Annotated in this window: 17 protein-coding genes; 2 read left to right on the top strand and 15 right to left on the bottom strand. The window is 61.1% G+C overall.

Going from position 1 to position 16972, the window contains the following annotated elements:
• Positions 1–22: 22 nt before the first annotated feature.
• From HSS18214_RS0111040 to HSS18214_RS0111085, 9 genes are all read right to left on the bottom strand, one after another.
• Positions 23–742 (bottom strand): urease accessory protein UreF, encoded by a 720-nt coding sequence (locus HSS18214_RS0111040; protein WP_016915355.1) that lies wholly within the window; start codon positions 740–742, stop codon positions 23–25.
• Complete coding sequence (ureE, locus tag HSS18214_RS0111045) at positions 732–1289, bottom strand: urease accessory protein UreE (RefSeq protein ID WP_016915356.1); 558 nt, start codon at positions 1287–1289, stop codon at positions 732–734. The genes HSS18214_RS0111040 and ureE overlap by 11 nt, the downstream gene beginning before the upstream one ends.
• Before the next feature lie 159 nt (positions 1290–1448).
• Complete coding sequence (gene ureC / locus HSS18214_RS0111050; protein WP_016915357.1) at positions 1449–3164, bottom strand: urease subunit alpha; 1716 nt, start codon at positions 3162–3164, stop codon at positions 1449–1451.
• Positions 3165–3317: 153 nt separating this feature from the next.
• Positions 3318–3641, bottom strand: coding sequence for an urease subunit beta (locus HSS18214_RS0111055; protein WP_016915358.1), 324 nt, complete (start codon positions 3639–3641; stop codon positions 3318–3320).
• 23 nt (positions 3642–3664) lie between these two features.
• The gene (ureA, locus tag HSS18214_RS0111060; RefSeq protein WP_016915359.1) at positions 3665–3967 is read right to left on the bottom strand and encodes an urease subunit gamma; all 303 of its coding nucleotides are present in this window, start codon (positions 3965–3967) and stop codon (positions 3665–3667) included.
• A gap of 33 nt (positions 3968–4000) precedes the next feature.
• Positions 4001–4885 carry an urease accessory protein UreD gene (locus HSS18214_RS0111065; protein WP_016915360.1) on the bottom strand — a complete coding sequence of 295 codons (885 nt, stop codon included), beginning with the start codon at positions 4883–4885 and terminating at the stop codon, positions 4001–4003.
• 327 nt (positions 4886–5212) lie between these two features.
• Positions 5213–5839 carry an SCO family protein gene (locus HSS18214_RS0111075; RefSeq protein ID WP_016915362.1) on the bottom strand — a complete coding sequence of 209 codons (627 nt, stop codon included), beginning with the start codon at positions 5837–5839 and terminating at the stop codon, positions 5213–5215.
• Positions 5839–6366 carry a copper chaperone PCu(A)C gene (locus HSS18214_RS0111080; RefSeq protein ID WP_016915363.1) on the bottom strand — a complete coding sequence of 176 codons (528 nt, stop codon included), beginning with the start codon at positions 6364–6366 and terminating at the stop codon, positions 5839–5841. The genes HSS18214_RS0111075 and HSS18214_RS0111080 overlap by 1 nt, the downstream gene beginning before the upstream one ends.
• Before the next feature lie 519 nt (positions 6367–6885).
• On the bottom strand, positions 6886–8247 hold the full coding sequence (locus HSS18214_RS0111085) for a diguanylate cyclase (protein ID WP_016915364.1): 1362 nt from the start codon (positions 8245–8247) through the stop codon (positions 6886–6888).
• A gap of 212 nt (positions 8248–8459) precedes the next feature.
• Here HSS18214_RS0111085 and HSS18214_RS0111090 point away from each other — a divergent pair, with 212 nt between their 5' ends.
• Positions 8460–8909 carry an Xre family toxin-antitoxin system antitoxin gene (locus HSS18214_RS0111090; RefSeq protein WP_016915365.1) on the top strand — a complete coding sequence of 150 codons (450 nt, stop codon included), beginning with the start codon at positions 8460–8462 and terminating at the stop codon, positions 8907–8909.
• Positions 8906–9370, top strand: a complete 465-nt coding sequence (locus tag HSS18214_RS0111095) for an RES family NAD+ phosphorylase (RefSeq protein WP_016915366.1) — start codon at positions 8906–8908, stop codon at positions 9368–9370. The genes HSS18214_RS0111090 and HSS18214_RS0111095 overlap by 4 nt, the downstream gene beginning before the upstream one ends.
• A gap of 16 nt (positions 9371–9386) precedes the next feature.
• Here HSS18214_RS0111095 and urtE read toward each other — a convergent pair whose 3' ends face one another.
• The 6 genes from urtE to HSS18214_RS0111125 all read right to left on the bottom strand — a co-directional run bounded on the left by urtE (position 9387) and on the right by HSS18214_RS0111125 (position 16957).
• Positions 9387–10094: an urea ABC transporter ATP-binding subunit UrtE gene (gene urtE / locus HSS18214_RS0111100; RefSeq protein ID WP_016915367.1), complete on the bottom strand. Its 708-nt coding sequence runs from the start codon at positions 10092–10094 to the stop codon at positions 9387–9389.
• Positions 10094–10930: an urea ABC transporter ATP-binding protein UrtD gene (urtD, locus tag HSS18214_RS0111105; protein WP_016915368.1), complete on the bottom strand. Its 837-nt coding sequence runs from the start codon at positions 10928–10930 to the stop codon at positions 10094–10096. The genes urtE and urtD overlap by 1 nt, the downstream gene beginning before the upstream one ends.
• The gene (gene urtC, locus HSS18214_RS0111110) at positions 10927–12069 is read right to left on the bottom strand and encodes an urea ABC transporter permease subunit UrtC (RefSeq protein ID WP_016915369.1); all 1143 of its coding nucleotides are present in this window, start codon (positions 12067–12069) and stop codon (positions 10927–10929) included. Before urtC ends, urtD begins: the two co-directional genes overlap by 4 nt.
• Positions 12070–12075: 6 nt before the next feature.
• Positions 12076–13683 (bottom strand): urea ABC transporter permease subunit UrtB, encoded by a 1608-nt coding sequence (gene urtB / locus HSS18214_RS0111115; protein WP_016915370.1) that lies wholly within the window; start codon positions 13681–13683, stop codon positions 12076–12078.
• Positions 13684–13763: 80 nt separating this feature from the next.
• Positions 13764–15116, bottom strand: coding sequence for an urea ABC transporter substrate-binding protein (gene urtA / locus HSS18214_RS0111120; protein ID WP_016915371.1), 1353 nt, complete (start codon positions 15114–15116; stop codon positions 13764–13766).
• 341 nt (positions 15117–15457) lie between these two features.
• Positions 15458–16957, bottom strand: coding sequence for a tripartite tricarboxylate transporter permease (locus HSS18214_RS0111125; RefSeq protein ID WP_016915372.1), 1500 nt, complete (start codon positions 16955–16957; stop codon positions 15458–15460).
• Positions 16958–16972: the final 15 nt, after the last annotated feature.

Here is a 16972-nt window from a genome sequence, read left to right on the forward strand (position 1 = left end):
GTCTTCTCCTGAATGATGCCAGTTAACTTCTAAATAAACGGGAGTATTGGGTTTCATGCAGGGCGCTGGCCAGGGCCACACCGGGCAGCACGGGGCCCAGCGCGTCGTCGTCCAGGTACTTCGCCCGGTCGACGGCCACGACCAGTTCGCTGCGTAACCGCTCGATGATACGTTGCGCCGCGGTATGCCCCAACGGCAGCGCTTTACAGGCCACGGCCAGCTGGTTTTCCAGCCAGGCCCAGGCAAACCCCAGCTGCGCCTGGTGAACGGGAATGCCCCGTTGATAAGCTGCCCAGCTGAACATCGTGACGTAACCCGCCTGCGGTGGCAAAAGCGGCGTCAGTGAGTCTTCACCTGGCAGCCGTTCATCGTTTGGCAATAGCGCCAGGCTGCCCAGCAGCCGCGTGAGTGACGCGCCCAGGCGGCTATCCTCTGCGGCCAGTTCGGCGGTTTCACGGGTAGCGGCCAGCCAGTGGTCCCACTCGGCGACCGTGTCGCCTTGCTGGTCGGCAAAGGCGCCGTATAGCCGGTCGATCACCGGCAGCTCACAGCGGGTCAGGCCATCTTCCAGCACCCCAGACAGCCACTCGCTCAGGCTCTCTTCATCGCGGACCCAGCCCAGCTCGAAGGCGCTTTCCAGCCCTTGGGAAAAGGCGAAGGCGCCGATGGGCAGCGCCGGGCTCACCAGTTGCAGCAAGCCCAGCAGCGCCAGGTCCGGCGAGGTGTCTGGCTTAGTGGGCATGGCTGTGTCCATGTCCATGTCCATGGTCGTGGTCGTGGTCGTGGTCGTGAGCATGGGAATGCCCGTGGCCATGGCTATGACCATGGCCGTGCGAATGCCCACCCCCCACCTGGTTATAGGCGCCCGGCTCGGGGTCGAAGGTGGCGTTGTGGTGCTCGAGCGTCGCGCCCAGCAGCTCGGCCAGCTCTTCGAGAACGTGGTCGGGTGGGAAACGCACCCAGCCGCCCTGCTGGTCTTCTCCCAGCGCCAGCTGCACATGGCGATTGCCGAGGTGGTACGCCAGCCGTGCCAGGGGTAAGCCAGTACTCACTCGCGCGGTCACCACGGGCTCGATGGCGGCACAAATGCGCACGATCTCACCATTTTCGGCTTTCAGGCCTTCACCATCGCGCAATACCGGGCCGCGATCCAGAAACAGGCCCAGCGGCTGGCCGCTGTCGCTTTCGGCTTTCAAGCGGCCACGAATGCGCAGCTCGAAGGGCAGTGTCAGCGTGTCGCTGGCGGTGTCCTCATCTACGGGGCCGAGGCGTTCAATCAGTTTCAACATCGATATCGTCCTGTTATAGCCTTGGGGGGGCTCGCCGGGAGCAGCCCTACGAGAGGGCGCTGTAAATACCTCCCTGTACGCTACTTTTGCCATCCATGGCAAAAGACCCTCTCTACGGGCTGCCCCCGGCTCTCGTGTCGCCTAGGATATGTCTTACATTCAAAACAAGTGATACCGCTGCGCCAGCGGCAGTTCAGTCGCGGGCTCACAGGTGAGCAGTTCGCCGTCGCAGCGCACTTCGTAGGTTTGCGGGTCGACGGTGAGCTCTGGGCAAGCGTCGTTGAGCTTCATGTCTTTCTTGCGCACGCCGCGCACGTTCTTGCAGGCCGACAGCGTACTTTGCAGGCCCAGCCGCTCCTTGATGCCCGCATCGATAGCCGCCTGGCTGACGAAGTTGAGCCTTACCTGGCTGGCCGCCCGGCCAAAGGTGCCGAACATGGGGCGATAGTGCACCGGCTGCGGCGTGGGAATCGAGGCGTTGGGGTCGCCCATGGGCGCTCCGGCAATCATGCCGCCTTTCAAAATCAGCGCCGGTTTGACGCCGAAGAAGGCGGGCTTCCACAGCACCAAATCGGCCAGTTTGCCCACCTCAATGGAGCCAACTTCATGGGCGATGCCGTGAGTAATGGCGGGGTTGATGGTGTATTTGGCGATATAGCGCTTGGCGCGCAGGTTGTCGGCCCCCAGCGCTTCATCTTCCGGCAACAGGCCGCGCTGCACCTTCATTTTATGGGCCGTTTGCCAGGTGCGGCAGACCACTTCACCCACCCGGCCCATGGCCTGGGAGTCGGAGGCAATCATTGAGATCACGCCCAGGTCGTGGAGGATATCCTCGGCGGCGATGGTTTCGCGACGAATACGTGAATCGGCAAAGGCCACGTCTTCGGGAATATTGGGGTCCAGGTGGTGGCAGACCATGAGCATGTCCAGGTGCTCGTCGATGGTGTTCACCGTGTAGGGCCGCGTGGGGTTGGTGGAGGACGGCAGCACGTACTCCTTGGAGCAGGCAGTGAGAATGTCCGGGGCGTGGCCGCCGCCTGCACCTTCGGTGTGGTAGGTGTGGATGCCGCGTTCTTTGAAGGCCGCCAGGGTGTCCTCCACGAAGCCAGATTCGTTGAGCGTATCGGTGTGAATGGCGATCTGCACATCGTACTTTTCCGCCACGCTCAGGCAGGTATCAATCGAGGCGGGGGTGGTGCCCCAGTCTTCATGCAGCTTGAGACCCATCGCGCCCGCTTCCAGCTGTGCTTCGAGCCCTTCCGGCAGGCTGGCGTTGCCTTTGCCGAGCAGACCGATGTTCATGGGCAGGTCGTCCACCGCTTGAAGCATCTTGCCAATGTGCCACTCGCCGGGGGTGCAGGTGGTGGCGTTGGAGCCCGTGGCGGGGCCGGTGCCGCCGCCCAGCATGGTGGTGACACCGCTCATCAGCGCTTCTTCCACCTGCTGGGGGCAGATGAAGTGGATATGCGCGTCGATGCCGCCTGCGGTGAGGATCTTGCCTTCACCGGCAATCACTTCGGTGCCGGGGCCAATGACGATCTCGACATCGGGCTGGGTGTCGGGGTTGCCTGCCTTGCCAATGGCGGCGATGCGACCATTTTGCAGCCCCACATCGGCTTTGACGATGCCCCACCAGTCGAGAATCAGCGCGTTAGTGATCACGGTGTCCATCACCGAGGCATCCTGGCGCTGGCTTTGGCCCATGCCATCGCGGATCACCTTGCCGCCGCCGAACTTCACTTCTTCACCGTAGTGGGTGGCGTCTTTTTCGACTTGAATCCATAGCTCGGTGTCGCCCAAGCGCACGCGGTCGCCTACCGTGGGGCCGTACATATCGGCGTAGGCGCGCCGACTGATTTTGTTTACCGATTTCATGTGTTGCCTCTCCTAGAAGATGAAGCTTGGCACTGGAGAGGCCATCACTCATGGGACACGCTGTGAATACGTCCCTGTACGCTTGGCTGCGGCATCCATGCCGCAGACAGTCCCATGAGCGATGGCCTGCCGGTGCCTAATCGCCTGACGCCATTAGCTTTTCAGAGGACGATCCAGCGGCCCCATCACATCACCACGGAAGCCGTAGATTTCCCGCTTGCCGACAAACGGAATCAGCGTGACTGCGCGGGTTTGGCCGGGTTCGAAGCGGATGGCGGTGCCTGCGGCGACGTCCAGCCGGTAGCCACGGGTTTTATCGCGGTCAAACACCAGCGCGGGGTTGGCTTCGGCAAAGTGGTAGTGGGAGCCTAGCTGAATGGGGCGGTCGCCGGTGTTGGCCACCTCGACGGTGATTCGTTCTCGACCCGCGCACAGCTCGATATCACCCTCTTGTAACTGATACTGTCCTGGAATCATGGCGCTCTCCTAGCGGTGGACGGTTAGTTGATAGGGGTGTGGACGGTGACCAACTTGGTGCCATCGGGGAAGGTGGCTTCCACCTGTACTTCATCGACCATCTCCGCCACGCCTTCCATCACGTCGTCTCGGGTGAGGATTTCGCGGCCGTAGCTCATTAAATCCGCCACGCTGCGGCCATCTCGCGCGCCTTCCATAATCTCAAAGCTGATCAGCGCTACCGCTTCGGGGTAGTTCAGTTTTAAACCACGCGCTTTGCGGCGCTCGGCAAGCTGGGCGGCGGTAAACAGCATCAGCTTGTCTTTGTCTCGTGGGGTCAGTTCCATGGAGTGTCTCCAGCGTTATCAGCGTGTTGCCAATCAGGTTAGCCAAATGCGCGGCGTATGCGCTTCGCGTTCGATCCAGCGCGGGCGTAGTAGCTGCCAGGCGTGTTCACACAGGGCCCAGGCTTCGTTTCGGGATGCACCTAAATAGCGCATCAGCAGTACGCCATGGCGCTCCGTCACTGCCCAGCGGGGGTTATCCGGCAGCGCCTCGCGCAGTACTTCGATGGCCGCCGGGGCATCATCGAGCCCCACGGCCCACAGCGTGGCCTGCACCGTCGCGCCGCCCTGCCCCCAGCGGCCCACGAAGCGCGGGTGTGCGGGGTCCAGTGGCTGGCGCTCCAGCCATAGCGGCTTGCCGTCCAGGGTCAGGCGGAAGTGCTGCTCGATCTGCCCGGAAACATAGGGTAAATCGCTGGCCGGGCGGCCAAGCGCCATCACTTCCCAGCCCAGGCAGCGGGCACTGCCCTGCAGCGCGATATGAGTGTGCTGGCTGCCTTTAGAGCCGTTAAACGCGATGGTTTCCTGGGGCAGCCACTCTAAGGTGCCGCCCTCTTCTACCGTCAGCTCGGTGTGCTGTGTCCAGGCCACGCCTTGGCTGTCGGCTTTGTAGAGCTTATTGGCAGCAGGGGTGGTGAGCAGCGCATGGGCTTCGCGCTCGATATGAGCACGGATGGTCAGCGCATCACCGCTCACCAGCCCGCCGGGCGGGTGCAATACGTAAACGTGGCACGCTTCCTGGCTGCCTTCTGGGTAGAAGGGGCGCTGTACCCGTAACGGACCTTGGTGGCGCGCTTGCACTAATCGGGTCACGCCATCGCGGTTGGCAAAACGCAGGGCCAACGAGGCGGCCCAGCGGCGCTCGGCGTCAAAGCGGTGGCCGGAACCAGCAGCGGGTAGGGCGAGTTCGCTCAATATCATGGGCGCTGTCGCTTCCTTGTGGATAAATCATTGGCTTACAAATGCAAGGAGTGCGCCAAAATGGTGAAGGCGCCGCCATAGCCCTTGCCATAGCCCCTGTCATAGCCCTTGTCTCGGCATAGGCTCTTTGCTGGCAGCCCCTCCCACCAGGGAAACCAGTCGCCTTTTGCACCAAAAAAGCACATAAAAAAGCGCAGCGCTTTAAGTACGCACCAAAAAAAGGCATGCCAAGGCTTGCGCGACACCGTGACGCAATGAGCTAACCGTATTGGTTTGTAGACACCCTCTTAGTGCCTTGCCCACCTGTTACCCAGTGGCCACGCCTCCTTAGGGGTGTCGCTGCTCGCCGCGATGCAGCGGCGCGGAAGATGACAGTAAGGATATCAGGGATGCCTTGGCAAACTCCGGGTCGAAGTCGTAGGCCAGAGTGCCCACGACGTTGCCTTCGCGATCCAATAGGTAGGTGGCAGCCGTATGGCTGAGGGTGTAATCGCCTTGTCCGAGTGACACACGCTCGTACTGAACCTGATAGGCGTCAGCCATTGCGTCAATTTGTGCCTCGTTTCCAGACAGACCTCGTATGCGCTCGTCGAACACCGAAAGGTAGCGCGCCAGCTGTTCAGGGCCATCACGCTGCCAGTCCAGAGAAACAAAGAGATAGTTGAACTGATCTGCCTGTGGCCCCAACTGCTGAATCAAACGCGAGAGTTTGAACAGCGTGTTAGGGCAAACATCCGGGCAGTAGGTAAAGCCAAAAAACAACAGTGTCGGCTTTCCGATCAGCTCATCTTGCGTAACGACCCCACCTTCAGTATCCACCAACTGAAATTGCCCACCCAGCTCGGCCAGCGTCGGGCCCTCGGATTGACGGCCGAAGACCACAAAAAACACGGCCAACGTCAGTAGCAATACCAACGAGCCAATGGAAAGCAGCGCAACGTCGCGGCGCTGCATCAGTGCACTGGGTGGCTGTGCGACATCCCTTCCGAAGCAGCACCTTCAGGCGAGGCACCCGGCGGCAAGACGTGCAGCTCTACATCGATACTTGGGGCATGCTGAAACTCCAGCGTGACGGGCACAGGTTCTCCCTCCACGATCGGCGCTGGTAGCTCCATGAACATGAGATGCAGCCCACCCGGTGCCAGCGTTACCGTACTGCCTGCGGGCAATTCGATACCGCCAGGCAGGGGCGCCATACGCATCACATCGCCATCCATTTCCATGGTGTGAATTTCACTGTGCTCGGTAATAGGTGTGGTAACACCCATCAGGCGGTCATCCTGATCGCCATGATTGGTAATCGTGACAAAACCACCTCCTGCGCCTGCGCCAGGTGGCGTAGCACGAGTCCAGGGCTGAGAAATTTCAATGCGTGAGTCGTGATCCCCCGAATCCCCATCATGAGAACCGCCGTGATGGGCAAGCAGAGTGGTGCTGACCAATAGCAGCGAGGAAAACAGTGCTGTACGAAGCATGAACATGGAAAACTCCATTATAAGGAGGCAAGGCCTCCATGCCGGCCAACGTGATAATGCCTTGCGGTACGCTCGTGAGTCCCGCACCCAGTGCGCAGGCCGACTTGCACAGGAGGTTATTGAGTTCGCTGGAGCCCGAGGTCTCTGACCTGCCGTCCTGATTGGCCGCCACACCATGGGGGTCACATAGCACGAACAATGGAGAGTGAGCGCCATCGCCAAGCAGCGCTGCCTGTGCATAGGCACCGAACAGGACGTGCAAAAGGATAACATACGACACTACGATAGCAGTGACGCTACCCTTGCGCTGATCTCTCTGTCGATGCCACCGATTCGTCATGGGATAAGCTGATCCTGATTGTTATTGTGCTCTTGCTCGTGACACGCTTGACCAGTTGCAAGGGTGCTCATTATCAGAGCAAAGCGTGGTGTGCTCCAGTCCATGTGTCAATTTGACCACTCAACGCACTATCTCAACGTACTATCTCAACGTACTATCTCAACGCACTACCTCAACCCACTACCTCACTGCACGACCACACGGTTACGTCCACTGCGTTTTGCCTGATAGAGCGCCTGGTCGGCGCGCTGCATGGAATGCTGATAATCCGGGTGGCCGTCGTGCAACGTGAGTCCTACGCTCACGGTAACGCTCAGCAGCGTATCCGCCGCCGCCAGCATCGGCTCTTTGGCCACGGCCTGGCGTAGCCGCTCGGCGAACAGGCGGCTTCCGTCCGGGTCCGTATCCACCAGAATAATCAAGAACTCTTCACCGCCCATCCGAAACACGTAATCGCCGCCTCGGGTAGAGCGATCCAGAATACTGGCGACCTGCTGCAGCACGTTATCGCCCGCATCATGGCCATGGGTATCGTTGATCGACTTGAAGTGATCGATGTCCACCATGAGCAAGGCAAAACACTTCTCCGAGCGCCGAGCCAGCTCGATTTCACGATTCAGAACTACCGACAGAAATTTACGGTTCAGCAAGCGAGTGAGGCTATCGCGACCCGCGTCCAGCCCCGAGGCACGGTCCAGAATATCGTCCAGCAGCATCAGAATCGTGCGCGCTGCATCCCGAATATGGCTCAGCGCGGCCAGGCGCAGTGCGCTGTCGCCATCCGTCAACTGCGCCATCCATTGGTCGTCCACCAGATGGATATGTCGCGAAATGACGGCAATCTCCGGCGCGCCTTCGAAGGTATGGCACGCCTTGTGCAAATACCACAGGCCAAACTCGGAGCTGGCCAGGCGGGGCAAGGCGCTGGTCTCCTGCTGCGCCGCCACGGCAAACATCAGCGCATTTTCCCAGTTGAGCAGCGCCGCCCGCTGCCGTTCACGCTCATCACCGATACTCTGGGTGAGCGAAAAAAGCTTGTAGGCTTCTTCGGTGCGCGCATGGCGATTATTGGCCACCGAATAGGCATGGCTCATGATCTCCATGGCCATGTCGATATGGTCAGAGACGTACACGGCCGCCTCGCCCGCCGACAGCGGCGCCTGGATCGAGCGATTGATCTGTTCGTAAAACACCTGCTTCAGCTGCCGGGCACCGCTCAGTACCAGGTTTATCGGGATGTCGATGCGCGCATGTATCTGGCCTATTTTCTCCTGGTGCTCTACCAGCGCCTCGAGATCCGCGTGCTCGACGGCAAACATGGCACTGAGCCAACGCTGCATGGAAGGATGCAGGCGTTTTTCGACCTGCTCGTTGGAGAGAAACAGCGAGGCATGGGGGTCATCCAGCATGACCCGGTAAAAGTGCTCGGCAAACGGCGCCCGGCGGGCATGGGCCAGCTGCTCGACGGCTTGGCGCAGTGCCACCGGCGTACGCTCCAGCAGCGTCAACCACTCAGCAGCCAGCTGATGTTTATCCTTGTAGCGCATACCCCACCCGATAACCTTTGCGGAAAGCGACCATGTTACACATAAACAAGGTGAGTCAATACGCACCCAAAGCAAGGTTTTGGGCCTTTTGGTGCGGTTTGTGGCGCTAACTTCATCGTTCACTCACCCAGAGGCAAGCGCTGCCTTGACGCGGAGACCAACCTCGAATATACCATTTGATATAGAGGCAATATATCAACAGGAGGTCCCCAATGACCGCTACCTTCTCCCAATATCAACCCACCAAAGCCGTGGCCTCCGGCTATTGGCAGCAAATTGGCCTGCCTGCCCGAGGGCGTAAGCTGCATGAGCTGCTGCATGAGGGGGTGGAGTACCGGGTATACCCAAGGCTTGCCAAGGTATCCGGTATCGAGCAGAAGGCGCTGGCGCGCTATGTGGATATCCCTTCCGCCACACTGAGCCGCCGCGCCAAGTCAGGCCGCTTCAAGATGGCGGAAAGCGACCGGCTGTATCGCTTTGCCGAGCTTTTCAAAGCGGCGCTGGATCTGTTCGAGGGGGACGCGGAGGGTGCCCGCGCCTGGCTGCTTAAACCCAATGCCGGGCTAGGCGGACGTCGCCCCGTTGAAATGAGCGCCACCTCGGCGGAGTACCAAACGGTACTAAACCTGATTGGACGGTTGGAGCACGGGGTGTCGGTATGAGCGAAGTCACCGCTTTCCGGCTGGTGAAGCGCAAGTTTCAGGAGAGCGCGTTTGATGGCGAGGGCGCACGGCTTTACGGCGGGCGCTGGAACAGCCCAGGCAATGCCTGTGTGTATGTAGCCAGCTCAGAGTCGTTGGCGCTGCTGGAAATCATGGTGCATCTGGAAAGCTATCGGCTGCTCAATGCCTATGCGCTGCTGCGACTGACGCTGCCCAATCAGAGCATTTTGAGCGTTGGAACGGAAGATTTACCCGAAAACTGGCGGGAAGCGCCAGCACCTGCGGAAACCGCCGACCTGGGCGATGGCTGGCTAGCCTCCGGCCAGAGCCTGGCGCTGGCCCTGCCCAGCGTGGTGGTGCCGAGAGAGCTTAATTACATGCTCAACCCGGCCCACCCCTTGTTCGAGCACGCCGTTGCCAGCGCCGAGGAACTGCCGTTTCAACCCGATCCACGGCTGTAAACCGGGTGTGGATAACTCAAACCGTCAAATGCTGTTTGATCAGCTCGTTGGAGAGTTCGCTGATAGCGCCTTTGGCCACCGGGCGGCCGCGGTCCATGATCACGAAGCGGTCGGCGTATTTGCGGGCGAAGGGTAGCTTCTGCTCGACCAGCAGCACCGTCAGGCCGTCCTCTTTGATCAGTTGGCGAATCACCTGACCAATCTGGGCGACGATATTGGGCTGAATGCCCTCGCCGGGCTCGTCCAGAATCAGCAGTTTCGGTTCGATCACCAACGCGCGGCCAATGGCGAGCTGCTGCTGTTGCCCACCGGACAAATCGCCGCCACGGCGGTGTTTCATCTCCTTGAGCACCGGAAACAGCTCGTAGATGCGCTCGGGAATTTTTTTCAGCCCGTCGCCTCGGGCGGCAAGCCCTGTGCGCAGGTTCTCCTCCACCGTCAGCAGCGGGAAAATCTGCCGCCCCTGGGGCACGAAACCGATACCCAGGCGCGAGCGCGCCTCCACGGCTTTTTTGGTGAGTTCGATCTCGCCATCATTGCCCTGGTAGCGCAGCTGGCCGCTCTTCACCGCCACTTCCCCCATGATGGCTTTCATCAGGGTGGTTTTACCCACCCCGTTGCGGCCCATCACGCAGGTGCACTGCCCGGTGGGCACCTCCAGGTCCAGATCCCACAGGGTGTGGCTTTCGCCGTAAAACTGGTTCAACTTGTCGACGGTCAGCATCAGGCCATCTCCTCCTCGTCCGCGCCCAGGTACACTTCGACCACTTTCGGGTCATTGGAGACCTGATCCATGCTGCCTTCGGCCAGCACGCTGCCCTGGTGCAGCACGGTCACCTTGCGCGCAATCGAGCGTACAAAGCCCATGTCGTGCTCCACCACCACCACCGACTGTTTGCCAGCCAGCCCCGTAAGCAGCTCGGCAGTGCGCTCCATCTCCTGTTCGGTCATCCCGGCCACCGGCTCGTCCACCAGCAGCAGGCGCGGGCGCTGCATCAGCAGCATTCCGATCTCCAGCCACTGCTTCTGGCCGTGGGAGAGAATCCCGGCGGGCTGGAAGCGCAACGCGGTCAGGCCGATGGTGTCCAGCACGTCGTCGATGCGGTCGCTGATCTCGCTGGTCATGCGGGCGGTCAGCGTGGGAAAGATGCGCTTGTCGGCGGCCATGGCCAGCTCCAAGTTGTCGAACACGCTGAGCGCTTCGAACACCGTGGGCTTCTGGAACTTGCGGCCAATGCCGAGGCTGGCGATTTCCGGCTCGTTCATTTGCAGCAAGTTATGGCGGCTGCCGAACCAGACGCTGCCCTGGTTGGGGCGGGTCTTGCCGGTGATGATATCCATCATGGTGGTTTTACCGGCCCCGTTGGGGCCGATGATGCAGCGCAACTCGCCGTCGTCGATGGTCAGGTTGAGGTTATTGATGGCCTTGAAGCCATCGAAGCTCACCGTCACGTCTTCCATGTACAGAATCGGGCCGTGGCGAACGTCCACCGGCGAGGCCTCCCCCGCCATGAAGTCGAATACTCGGTCGCGTGCTTTCAGCGATTGTATCAGGCTCATGCTGCAGCCTCCGTAGGCGGTTGTTCGGCTTTGCGACGGCGCTTCACGTGGCTCAAAAGGCCCGCGACGCCCTTGGGCAGGAAGACCGTGACCAGGACGAACAGCGCGCCCAGGGCAAACAGCCAGGCATCCGGCATGACCCCGGTAAACACGGTTTTGGCGTAGTTGACCAGGATCGCCCCAATGACGGCACCGTACAGCGTGGCTCGCCCACCCAGTGCTACCCAGAGCACGATTTCGATGGAGAACAGCGGCGAGAATTCGCTGGGGTTGATGATGCCTACCTGAGGCACATAAAGCGCCCCCGCCAGGCCCGCCAGCATGGCCGAGACCACGAACACGAACAGCTGGAAGCGTTCGACCCGGTAGCCGATGAAACGCGTACGCGCTTCGGCATCGCGGGTGGCCACGCACACGCGGCCCAGCTTGCTGGTGACAATGGCACGGCAGAGGATGTAGCCCAGCGCCAGCGCCACCCCAGTGGCAATGAACAGCCCCAGCCGCGTGTCGTTGCTGCGCAGGTTGAAGCCCAGCAGCTCACGGAAATCGGTGAGGCCATTGTTGCCGCCGAAGCCCATCTCGTTGCGGAAGAAAGCCAGCATCAGGGCAAACGTCAGCGCCTGGGTGATGATCGACAGATACACCCCGGTCACCCGCGAACGGAACGCCAGGAAGCCGAACACCAGCGCCAGCAGGCCAGGGGCCAGCAGCACCATGGCAAAGGCGAACCAGGCCATATCGAAGCCCAGCCAGTACCAGGGCAGGCTGTCCCAGTTCAGAAACACCATGAAGTCGGGCAGGACCGGGTGGCCATAGGTGCCACGGTCGCCAATCTGGCGCATCAGGTACATGCCCATGGCGTAGCCGCCAATGGCGAAGAACGCTCCGTGGCCCAGGCTCAGAATGCCCAGATAGCCCCACACCAGGTCCACCGCCACGGCCAGCAGCGCATAGCTCAGGTACTTGCCGAACAGGTTCACGGTGTAGGCGTTGACATGCAGCGGATGCCCTTGCGGCACTGCCACGTGCAGTACGGTGACCAGCACCAGGGCGGCCAGCAGCACGCCGAGAAAGAGCTGGGTGGCCCGTTCGCCGAACGGGCGTAGCAGCCAGAACCGTTGAGAAGAAGATGTCATCATGATGGGTTAGCCCTCCGCAGCCCGGCCCTTCTGCGGGAAGAGTCCACGCGGGCGTTTTTGAATGAACAGGATGATGAACACCAGCACGATGATCTTGGCCAGCACGGCACCCGCCCAAGGCTCCAGCACCTGGTTGATGATACCCAGTGAAAGCCCCGCCACCAGCGTGCCCCACAGGTTACCCACGCCACCGAACACCACCACCATGAACGAGTCGATGATGTAGTTCTGGCCAAGGTTGGGGCCGACGTTGGTGAGCTGCGACAGCGCCACACCGGCCAGCCCCGCTACGCCGGAACCCAGCGCGAAGGTCATGATGTCCACCCGAGTGGCCCGGATGCCCATGGAGCGTGCCATGGCGCGGTTCTGGGTCACGGCGCGCACTTCGAGCCCCAGCCGCGTGCGGCGCATGATCAGCATCAGTCCGGCGAACACCACCAGCGCAAAGCCGAGCACGAACATGCGGTTGAGGGTCAGCGAGAGCGCATCGTTGATCACCAGCGAGCCGCTCATCCACTCGGGCGTCACCACGGTGCGGTTGAGCGGAGAGATCACCGTGCGCACCAGCTGCTGCAGAATCAGGCTGATACCGAACGTGGCCAGCAGCGTTTCCAGCGGGCGGCCCTTGAGGAACTGGATCACGCCCCGTTCGATGGCAATGCCCACCAGGGCGGCCACCATGAAGCCCGCCGGAATGGAAAGAATCAGCGCCAGCCCCGGCTGGCCCGGCAGCAGTTGCTGCATCATCCAGGTGGTATAGGCGCCCAGCATCATCAGCTCGCCGTGGGCCATGTTGATCACGCCCATGACGCCAAAGGTGATGGCCAGGCCGATGGCCGCCAGCACCAGTACCGACCCCAGGCTCAGGCCAAAGTAGAGCGTTTCGAGGCCACGATTGAGCTTGAGGTTTTGCTCGATGCTGAGGAGCGCTTCTCTGGCCGCGTCGGCGACCACCGGGTCATCGCCATTGGCCGCGCGATTGAGCGCCACACGGGCACGCGGATGCAGGCTGCCCCGCAGCGCTTCCACGCCTTCCATCTGGCCCGCTTCGGTTTGATAAATAGCCAGTGCCTGCGCTAATCGGCGCTGCACCTGGCTATCCTCTTCTTCGGCAATCAGCGCTTCCAGAGGCTCGGCCAGCGTCTCGTCCACTTCGCCCAACAGGCGCTCGGCGGAGGTACGGCGGCGTTCCACGTTGGGGGAGTAGAGGTCAACCACGGCGATGGCGCTGCGCAGTTGGTTGCGCAGGGCGTTGTTGATGCCGATGCGGTTGAGGTCGCGGCGGGACATCTCGCCCAGCGGCTCGTCGGTCAAGGCATCGGCCACGGGCCAGTCACGCCCGGTGTTGTTCAACACCACGACGAAGCGACCCTCGCTGGTGCGCTGCAGGCGGCCATCGAGCAAGGCTTGCAGCCAATCTCGGGCACGCTCGTCGTCGCTTTGCAAAATGGCCGTAATCGCGTCGCCTTTGGCGCGGAAGTTCTCCACGTCCAGCGCTTCCAGCAGCGCCAGTGCCGCGTCGTCATCAGAAGGTGTGGTGGGGGGTTGTGCCTGCGACAACGTCGCCATGCTGAGCAGCAACAGACACAACACCCCAGAAAGGAAACGCCTCATGGGGTTCTTCCTTTGGTCATCATCAATGGGGAGAGGTAGCGTGCTCCCTTGCCGCGACGGGTCGCGGCAAGGGAAGAGCGTTACTCGGCGAGTGCCGCTTCGGCTTCTTCTGCTGCGGTGCTGCCACCGCACGAACCGTTGGCGACGTTGAAGTTGCCGCAGCGCATCGGTGCACGCCAGTCAGCAATCAGGTCGCGAGAACCCGGTAGGAAGTCCGACCAGGCATCGCCTGCCACGGTGGACGGCGTTTGCCAGACGATATCGAACTGGCCGTTGTCCTGCACTTCCCCGATCAACACCGGCTTGGTGATGTGGTGGTTGGGCATCATGGCGGCATAGCCACCGGAAAGGTTAGGCACGGTCACGCCGATGATCGCATCTTTCACCGCGTCCACATCGGTGGTGCCTGCCTTGCGCACCGCTTCGGCCCACATGTTGAAGCCGATGTAGTGGGCTTCCATGGGGTCGTTGGTGACCGCTTCTTCATCGCCCGTCCAGTCGATCCAGGCGTCGATGAAGTCGTAGTTGGCGTCGGTGTCCACGCTCATGAAGTAGTTCCAGGCGGCCAGGTGGCCCACCAGCGGCCCGGTATCGATACCGGACAGCTCCTGCTCACCCACCGAGAAGGCGATGACGGGAATATCCGCAGCATCGATCCCCTGGTTGGCCAGCTCACGATAGAACGGCACGTTGGCATCGCCGTTGATGGTGGAGACCACCGCCGTGGGTTTGCCCTCTTCACCGAAACGACGGATTTCAGAGACGATGTTCTGCCAGTCCGAATGGCCGAACGGGGTGTAGTTGACCATGATGTCTTCTTCGGCCACCCCGTGCTCATCCTTCAGGAAGGCCTCCAGAATCCGGTTGGTGGTACGCGGGTAGACGTAGTCGGTGCCGATCAGCGCGAAACGCTCGATCCCGACTTCGTTGATCAGGTACTCCACCGCAGGAACGGCCTGCTGGTTGGGTGCCGCGCCGGTGTAGAAGACGTTCTCGGAAGACTCTTCCCCTTCGTACTGTACCGGGTAGAACAGCAGGCCGTTCAGCTCTTCGAACACCGGCAGTACCGCCTTGCGGGATACCGAGGTCCAGTTACCGAACACCACGTCTACCTCATGCTGGGCCAGCAGCTCGCGGGCGCGCTCGGCAAACAGCGGCCAGTTGGAAGCGGGGTCGACCACCACGGCTTCCAACTGACGCCCCAACAGGCCACCAGCTTCGTTCTGCTGGTCGATGAGCATTTCGACGGTGTCTTTCAGGGTCGATTCGCTGATTGCCATGGTGCCAGAGAGGGAGTGCAGAATACCTACCTTGATCGGGTCGTTGTCCTGGGCAACGGCCTGAGCGCTGGCGCCCATGATGGCGGCGGCCAAGGCGGCCGTGGCGAAACGGCCAAGGGTACGAGGGTGTGTCTTGCGTTGCGATGTGGTCACTTGAACCTCCTTGCACCCCTTGGAAGGGGCTTGTTATAGGCGCGTAGAGCGGGCATTCACCCGCCGTGGGCTAATCCACCTTTCACGTTGCAAGGGGTGCGCCAGATTGAATCAAAGCCTATTAAGACAATGACAATCAGACAGTTAGCGATACTCAAAAAAACCCGCATTGCGCCAGGCGCACTAATTCAGGGCAAGCAGAGAGGCGCCATGCACAGTTGTCATGCACCAGCAAAGCGCCTTGCACCAAAGAGGGGTGCACGCACACAAAAAAGCGCCCGGGGTTTCCCCCGGGCGCTGACAACGCCAAAACTCACTCCATCACACCACGCAACAATCGCTTATTTGGCGGCCATGGCCTTCTGCTTGCGGCGCTTTTTCAGCAGCGGCATGCCCAACGACAGGGCCGCAATGATCAGCAGTGACAGTGAAATGGGCTTGTCGATGAAGATGGACCAGTCACCGCCGGAAATCTGCAGTGCGCGACGCATGGACTCTTCCATCAGGCTGCCCAGGATCAGCGCCAGAATCAGCGGCGCCGTGGGGAAGCCGAACAGCCGCAAGCCCAGGCCGATCAAACCGAAGCCCAGCAGCAGCAGCAGGTCGAAGACGCTGAAGCTCATGCCGTAAACACCGATCATGCAGAAGATCAGGATCATCGAGAGCAGCAGCGGACGCGGCATATCGAGAATTTTGGCGATCAGCGGAATCAGCGGCAGGTTGAGTACCAGCAGGAAAATATTACCGATGTACATACTGGCAATGACCCCCCAGAACACGTCCGGGCGCTGCTCCAGCATCATGGGGCCAGGCGTCACGCCCATGACCAGCAGCGCACCCAGCAGCACCGCCGTGGTGCCCGAGCCAGGCACCCCCAGGGTCAGCAGTGGTACGAACGAGCCGGTACAGGCGGCGTTGTTGGCCGCTTCGGGAGCTGCCACGCCCTTGATGTTGCCCTTGCCGAAGGTGTCACCATCCTTGGCCAGGCGTTTTTCCATGCTGTAGCCCAGGAAAGAACCAATGGTGGCACCGGCCCCCGGCAGTACGCCGGTAAAGAAGCCCAGCACCGAGCTACGGCTGATGGGGCCTGCAATTTGCTTCACTTCACTGCCGCTCAGCTTGAGCGAACCGATGGCGTTACGCGGCGCTTCCTTGCCACCGCCCCCACGCAGCAGCATGTAGAACACTTCCGCCAGGGCGAAGATACCCAGCGCCACGACCAGGAAGTCGATGCCGTCGAGCAGCTGAATCGAGCCAAAGGTGTAGCGCTCGGTGCCGGTTTGCATGTCGATGCCGACGATCGAGATCATGACGCCGATCACCGCCGCAATCAGGCCCTTCACCAGCGATTTGTCCGACAGCGAGACGACCGCCGTCAGGCCCAGCACCATGAGCGCGAAATATTCGGGAGGCCCAAAGCTGACCGCCACTTTGGAAAGCAGCGGCGCCACCAGCATCAAGAAGACGATGGAGACGGTGCCGCCAATGAACGACGCGTAGGCGGCAATGGCCAGCGCCTTGCCCGCCAACCCCTGCTTGGCCATGGGGTAGCCATCGAAAGAGGTGGCGACCGTGCCCGCCACCCCCGGCGCATTGAGCAGAATAGAAGAAGTCGAGCCACCGAAAATGGCCCCGTAATACACACCCGCCATCAGAATCAGGCCTGATGCAGGCTCCATTGAGAAGGTGATCGGAATCATCAGCGCCAGGGCACTGATCGGGCCGAGGCCCGGCAACATACCGATGATGGTACCAGCAAACACACCGGCAAAGACGTAAGCGATGTTGATGGGCTCGAGCGCGATGCCAAAGCCGTACATCAAGTTGTTCAAGGCATCCATGGGCGTATCTCTCTT

The organism is Vreelandella stevensii S18214, assembly GCF_000275725.1.
In the GTDB taxonomy this organism is placed as follows: Bacteria; Pseudomonadota; Gammaproteobacteria; order Pseudomonadales; family Halomonadaceae; genus Vreelandella; species Vreelandella stevensii.

Coding starts and splice junctions, on each gene's coding strand:
- HSS18214_RS0111040 (WP_016915355.1), bottom strand. CDS start 742: ATGCCCACTAAGCCAGACACCTCGCCGGACCTGGCGCTGCTGGGCTTG.
- ureE (WP_016915356.1), bottom strand. CDS start 1,289: ATGTTGAAACTGATTGAACGCCTCGGCCCCGTAGATGAGGACACCGCC.
- ureC (WP_016915357.1), bottom strand. CDS start 3,164: ATGAAATCGGTAAACAAAATCAGTCGGCGCGCCTACGCCGATATGTAC.
- HSS18214_RS0111055 (WP_016915358.1), bottom strand. CDS start 3,641: ATGATTCCAGGACAGTATCAGTTACAAGAGGGTGATATCGAGCTGTGC.
- ureA (WP_016915359.1), bottom strand. CDS start 3,967: ATGGAACTGACCCCACGAGACAAAGACAAGCTGATGCTGTTTACCGCC.
- HSS18214_RS0111065 (WP_016915360.1), bottom strand. CDS start 4,885: ATGATATTGAGCGAACTCGCCCTACCCGCTGCTGGTTCCGGCCACCGC.
- HSS18214_RS0111075 (WP_016915362.1), bottom strand. CDS start 5,839: ATGCAGCGCCGCGACGTTGCGCTGCTTTCCATTGGCTCGTTGGTATTG.
- HSS18214_RS0111080 (WP_016915363.1), bottom strand. CDS start 6,366: ATGTTCATGCTTCGTACAGCACTGTTTTCCTCGCTGCTATTGGTCAGC.
- HSS18214_RS0111085 (WP_016915364.1), bottom strand. CDS start 8,247: ATGCGCTACAAGGATAAACATCAGCTGGCTGCTGAGTGGTTGACGCTG.
- HSS18214_RS0111090 (WP_016915365.1), top strand. CDS start 8,460: ATGACCGCTACCTTCTCCCAATATCAACCCACCAAAGCCGTGGCCTCC.
- HSS18214_RS0111095 (WP_016915366.1), top strand. CDS start 8,906: ATGAGCGAAGTCACCGCTTTCCGGCTGGTGAAGCGCAAGTTTCAGGAG.
- urtE (WP_016915367.1), bottom strand. CDS start 10,094: ATGCTGACCGTCGACAAGTTGAACCAGTTTTACGGCGAAAGCCACACC.
- urtD (WP_016915368.1), bottom strand. CDS start 10,930: ATGAGCCTGATACAATCGCTGAAAGCACGCGACCGAGTATTCGACTTC.
- urtC (WP_016915369.1), bottom strand. CDS start 12,069: ATGATGACATCTTCTTCTCAACGGTTCTGGCTGCTACGCCCGTTCGGC.
- urtB (WP_016915370.1), bottom strand. CDS start 13,683: ATGAGGCGTTTCCTTTCTGGGGTGTTGTGTCTGTTGCTGCTCAGCATG.
- HSS18214_RS0111125 (WP_016915372.1), bottom strand. CDS start 16,957: ATGGATGCCTTGAACAACTTGATGTACGGCTTTGGCATCGCGCTCGAG.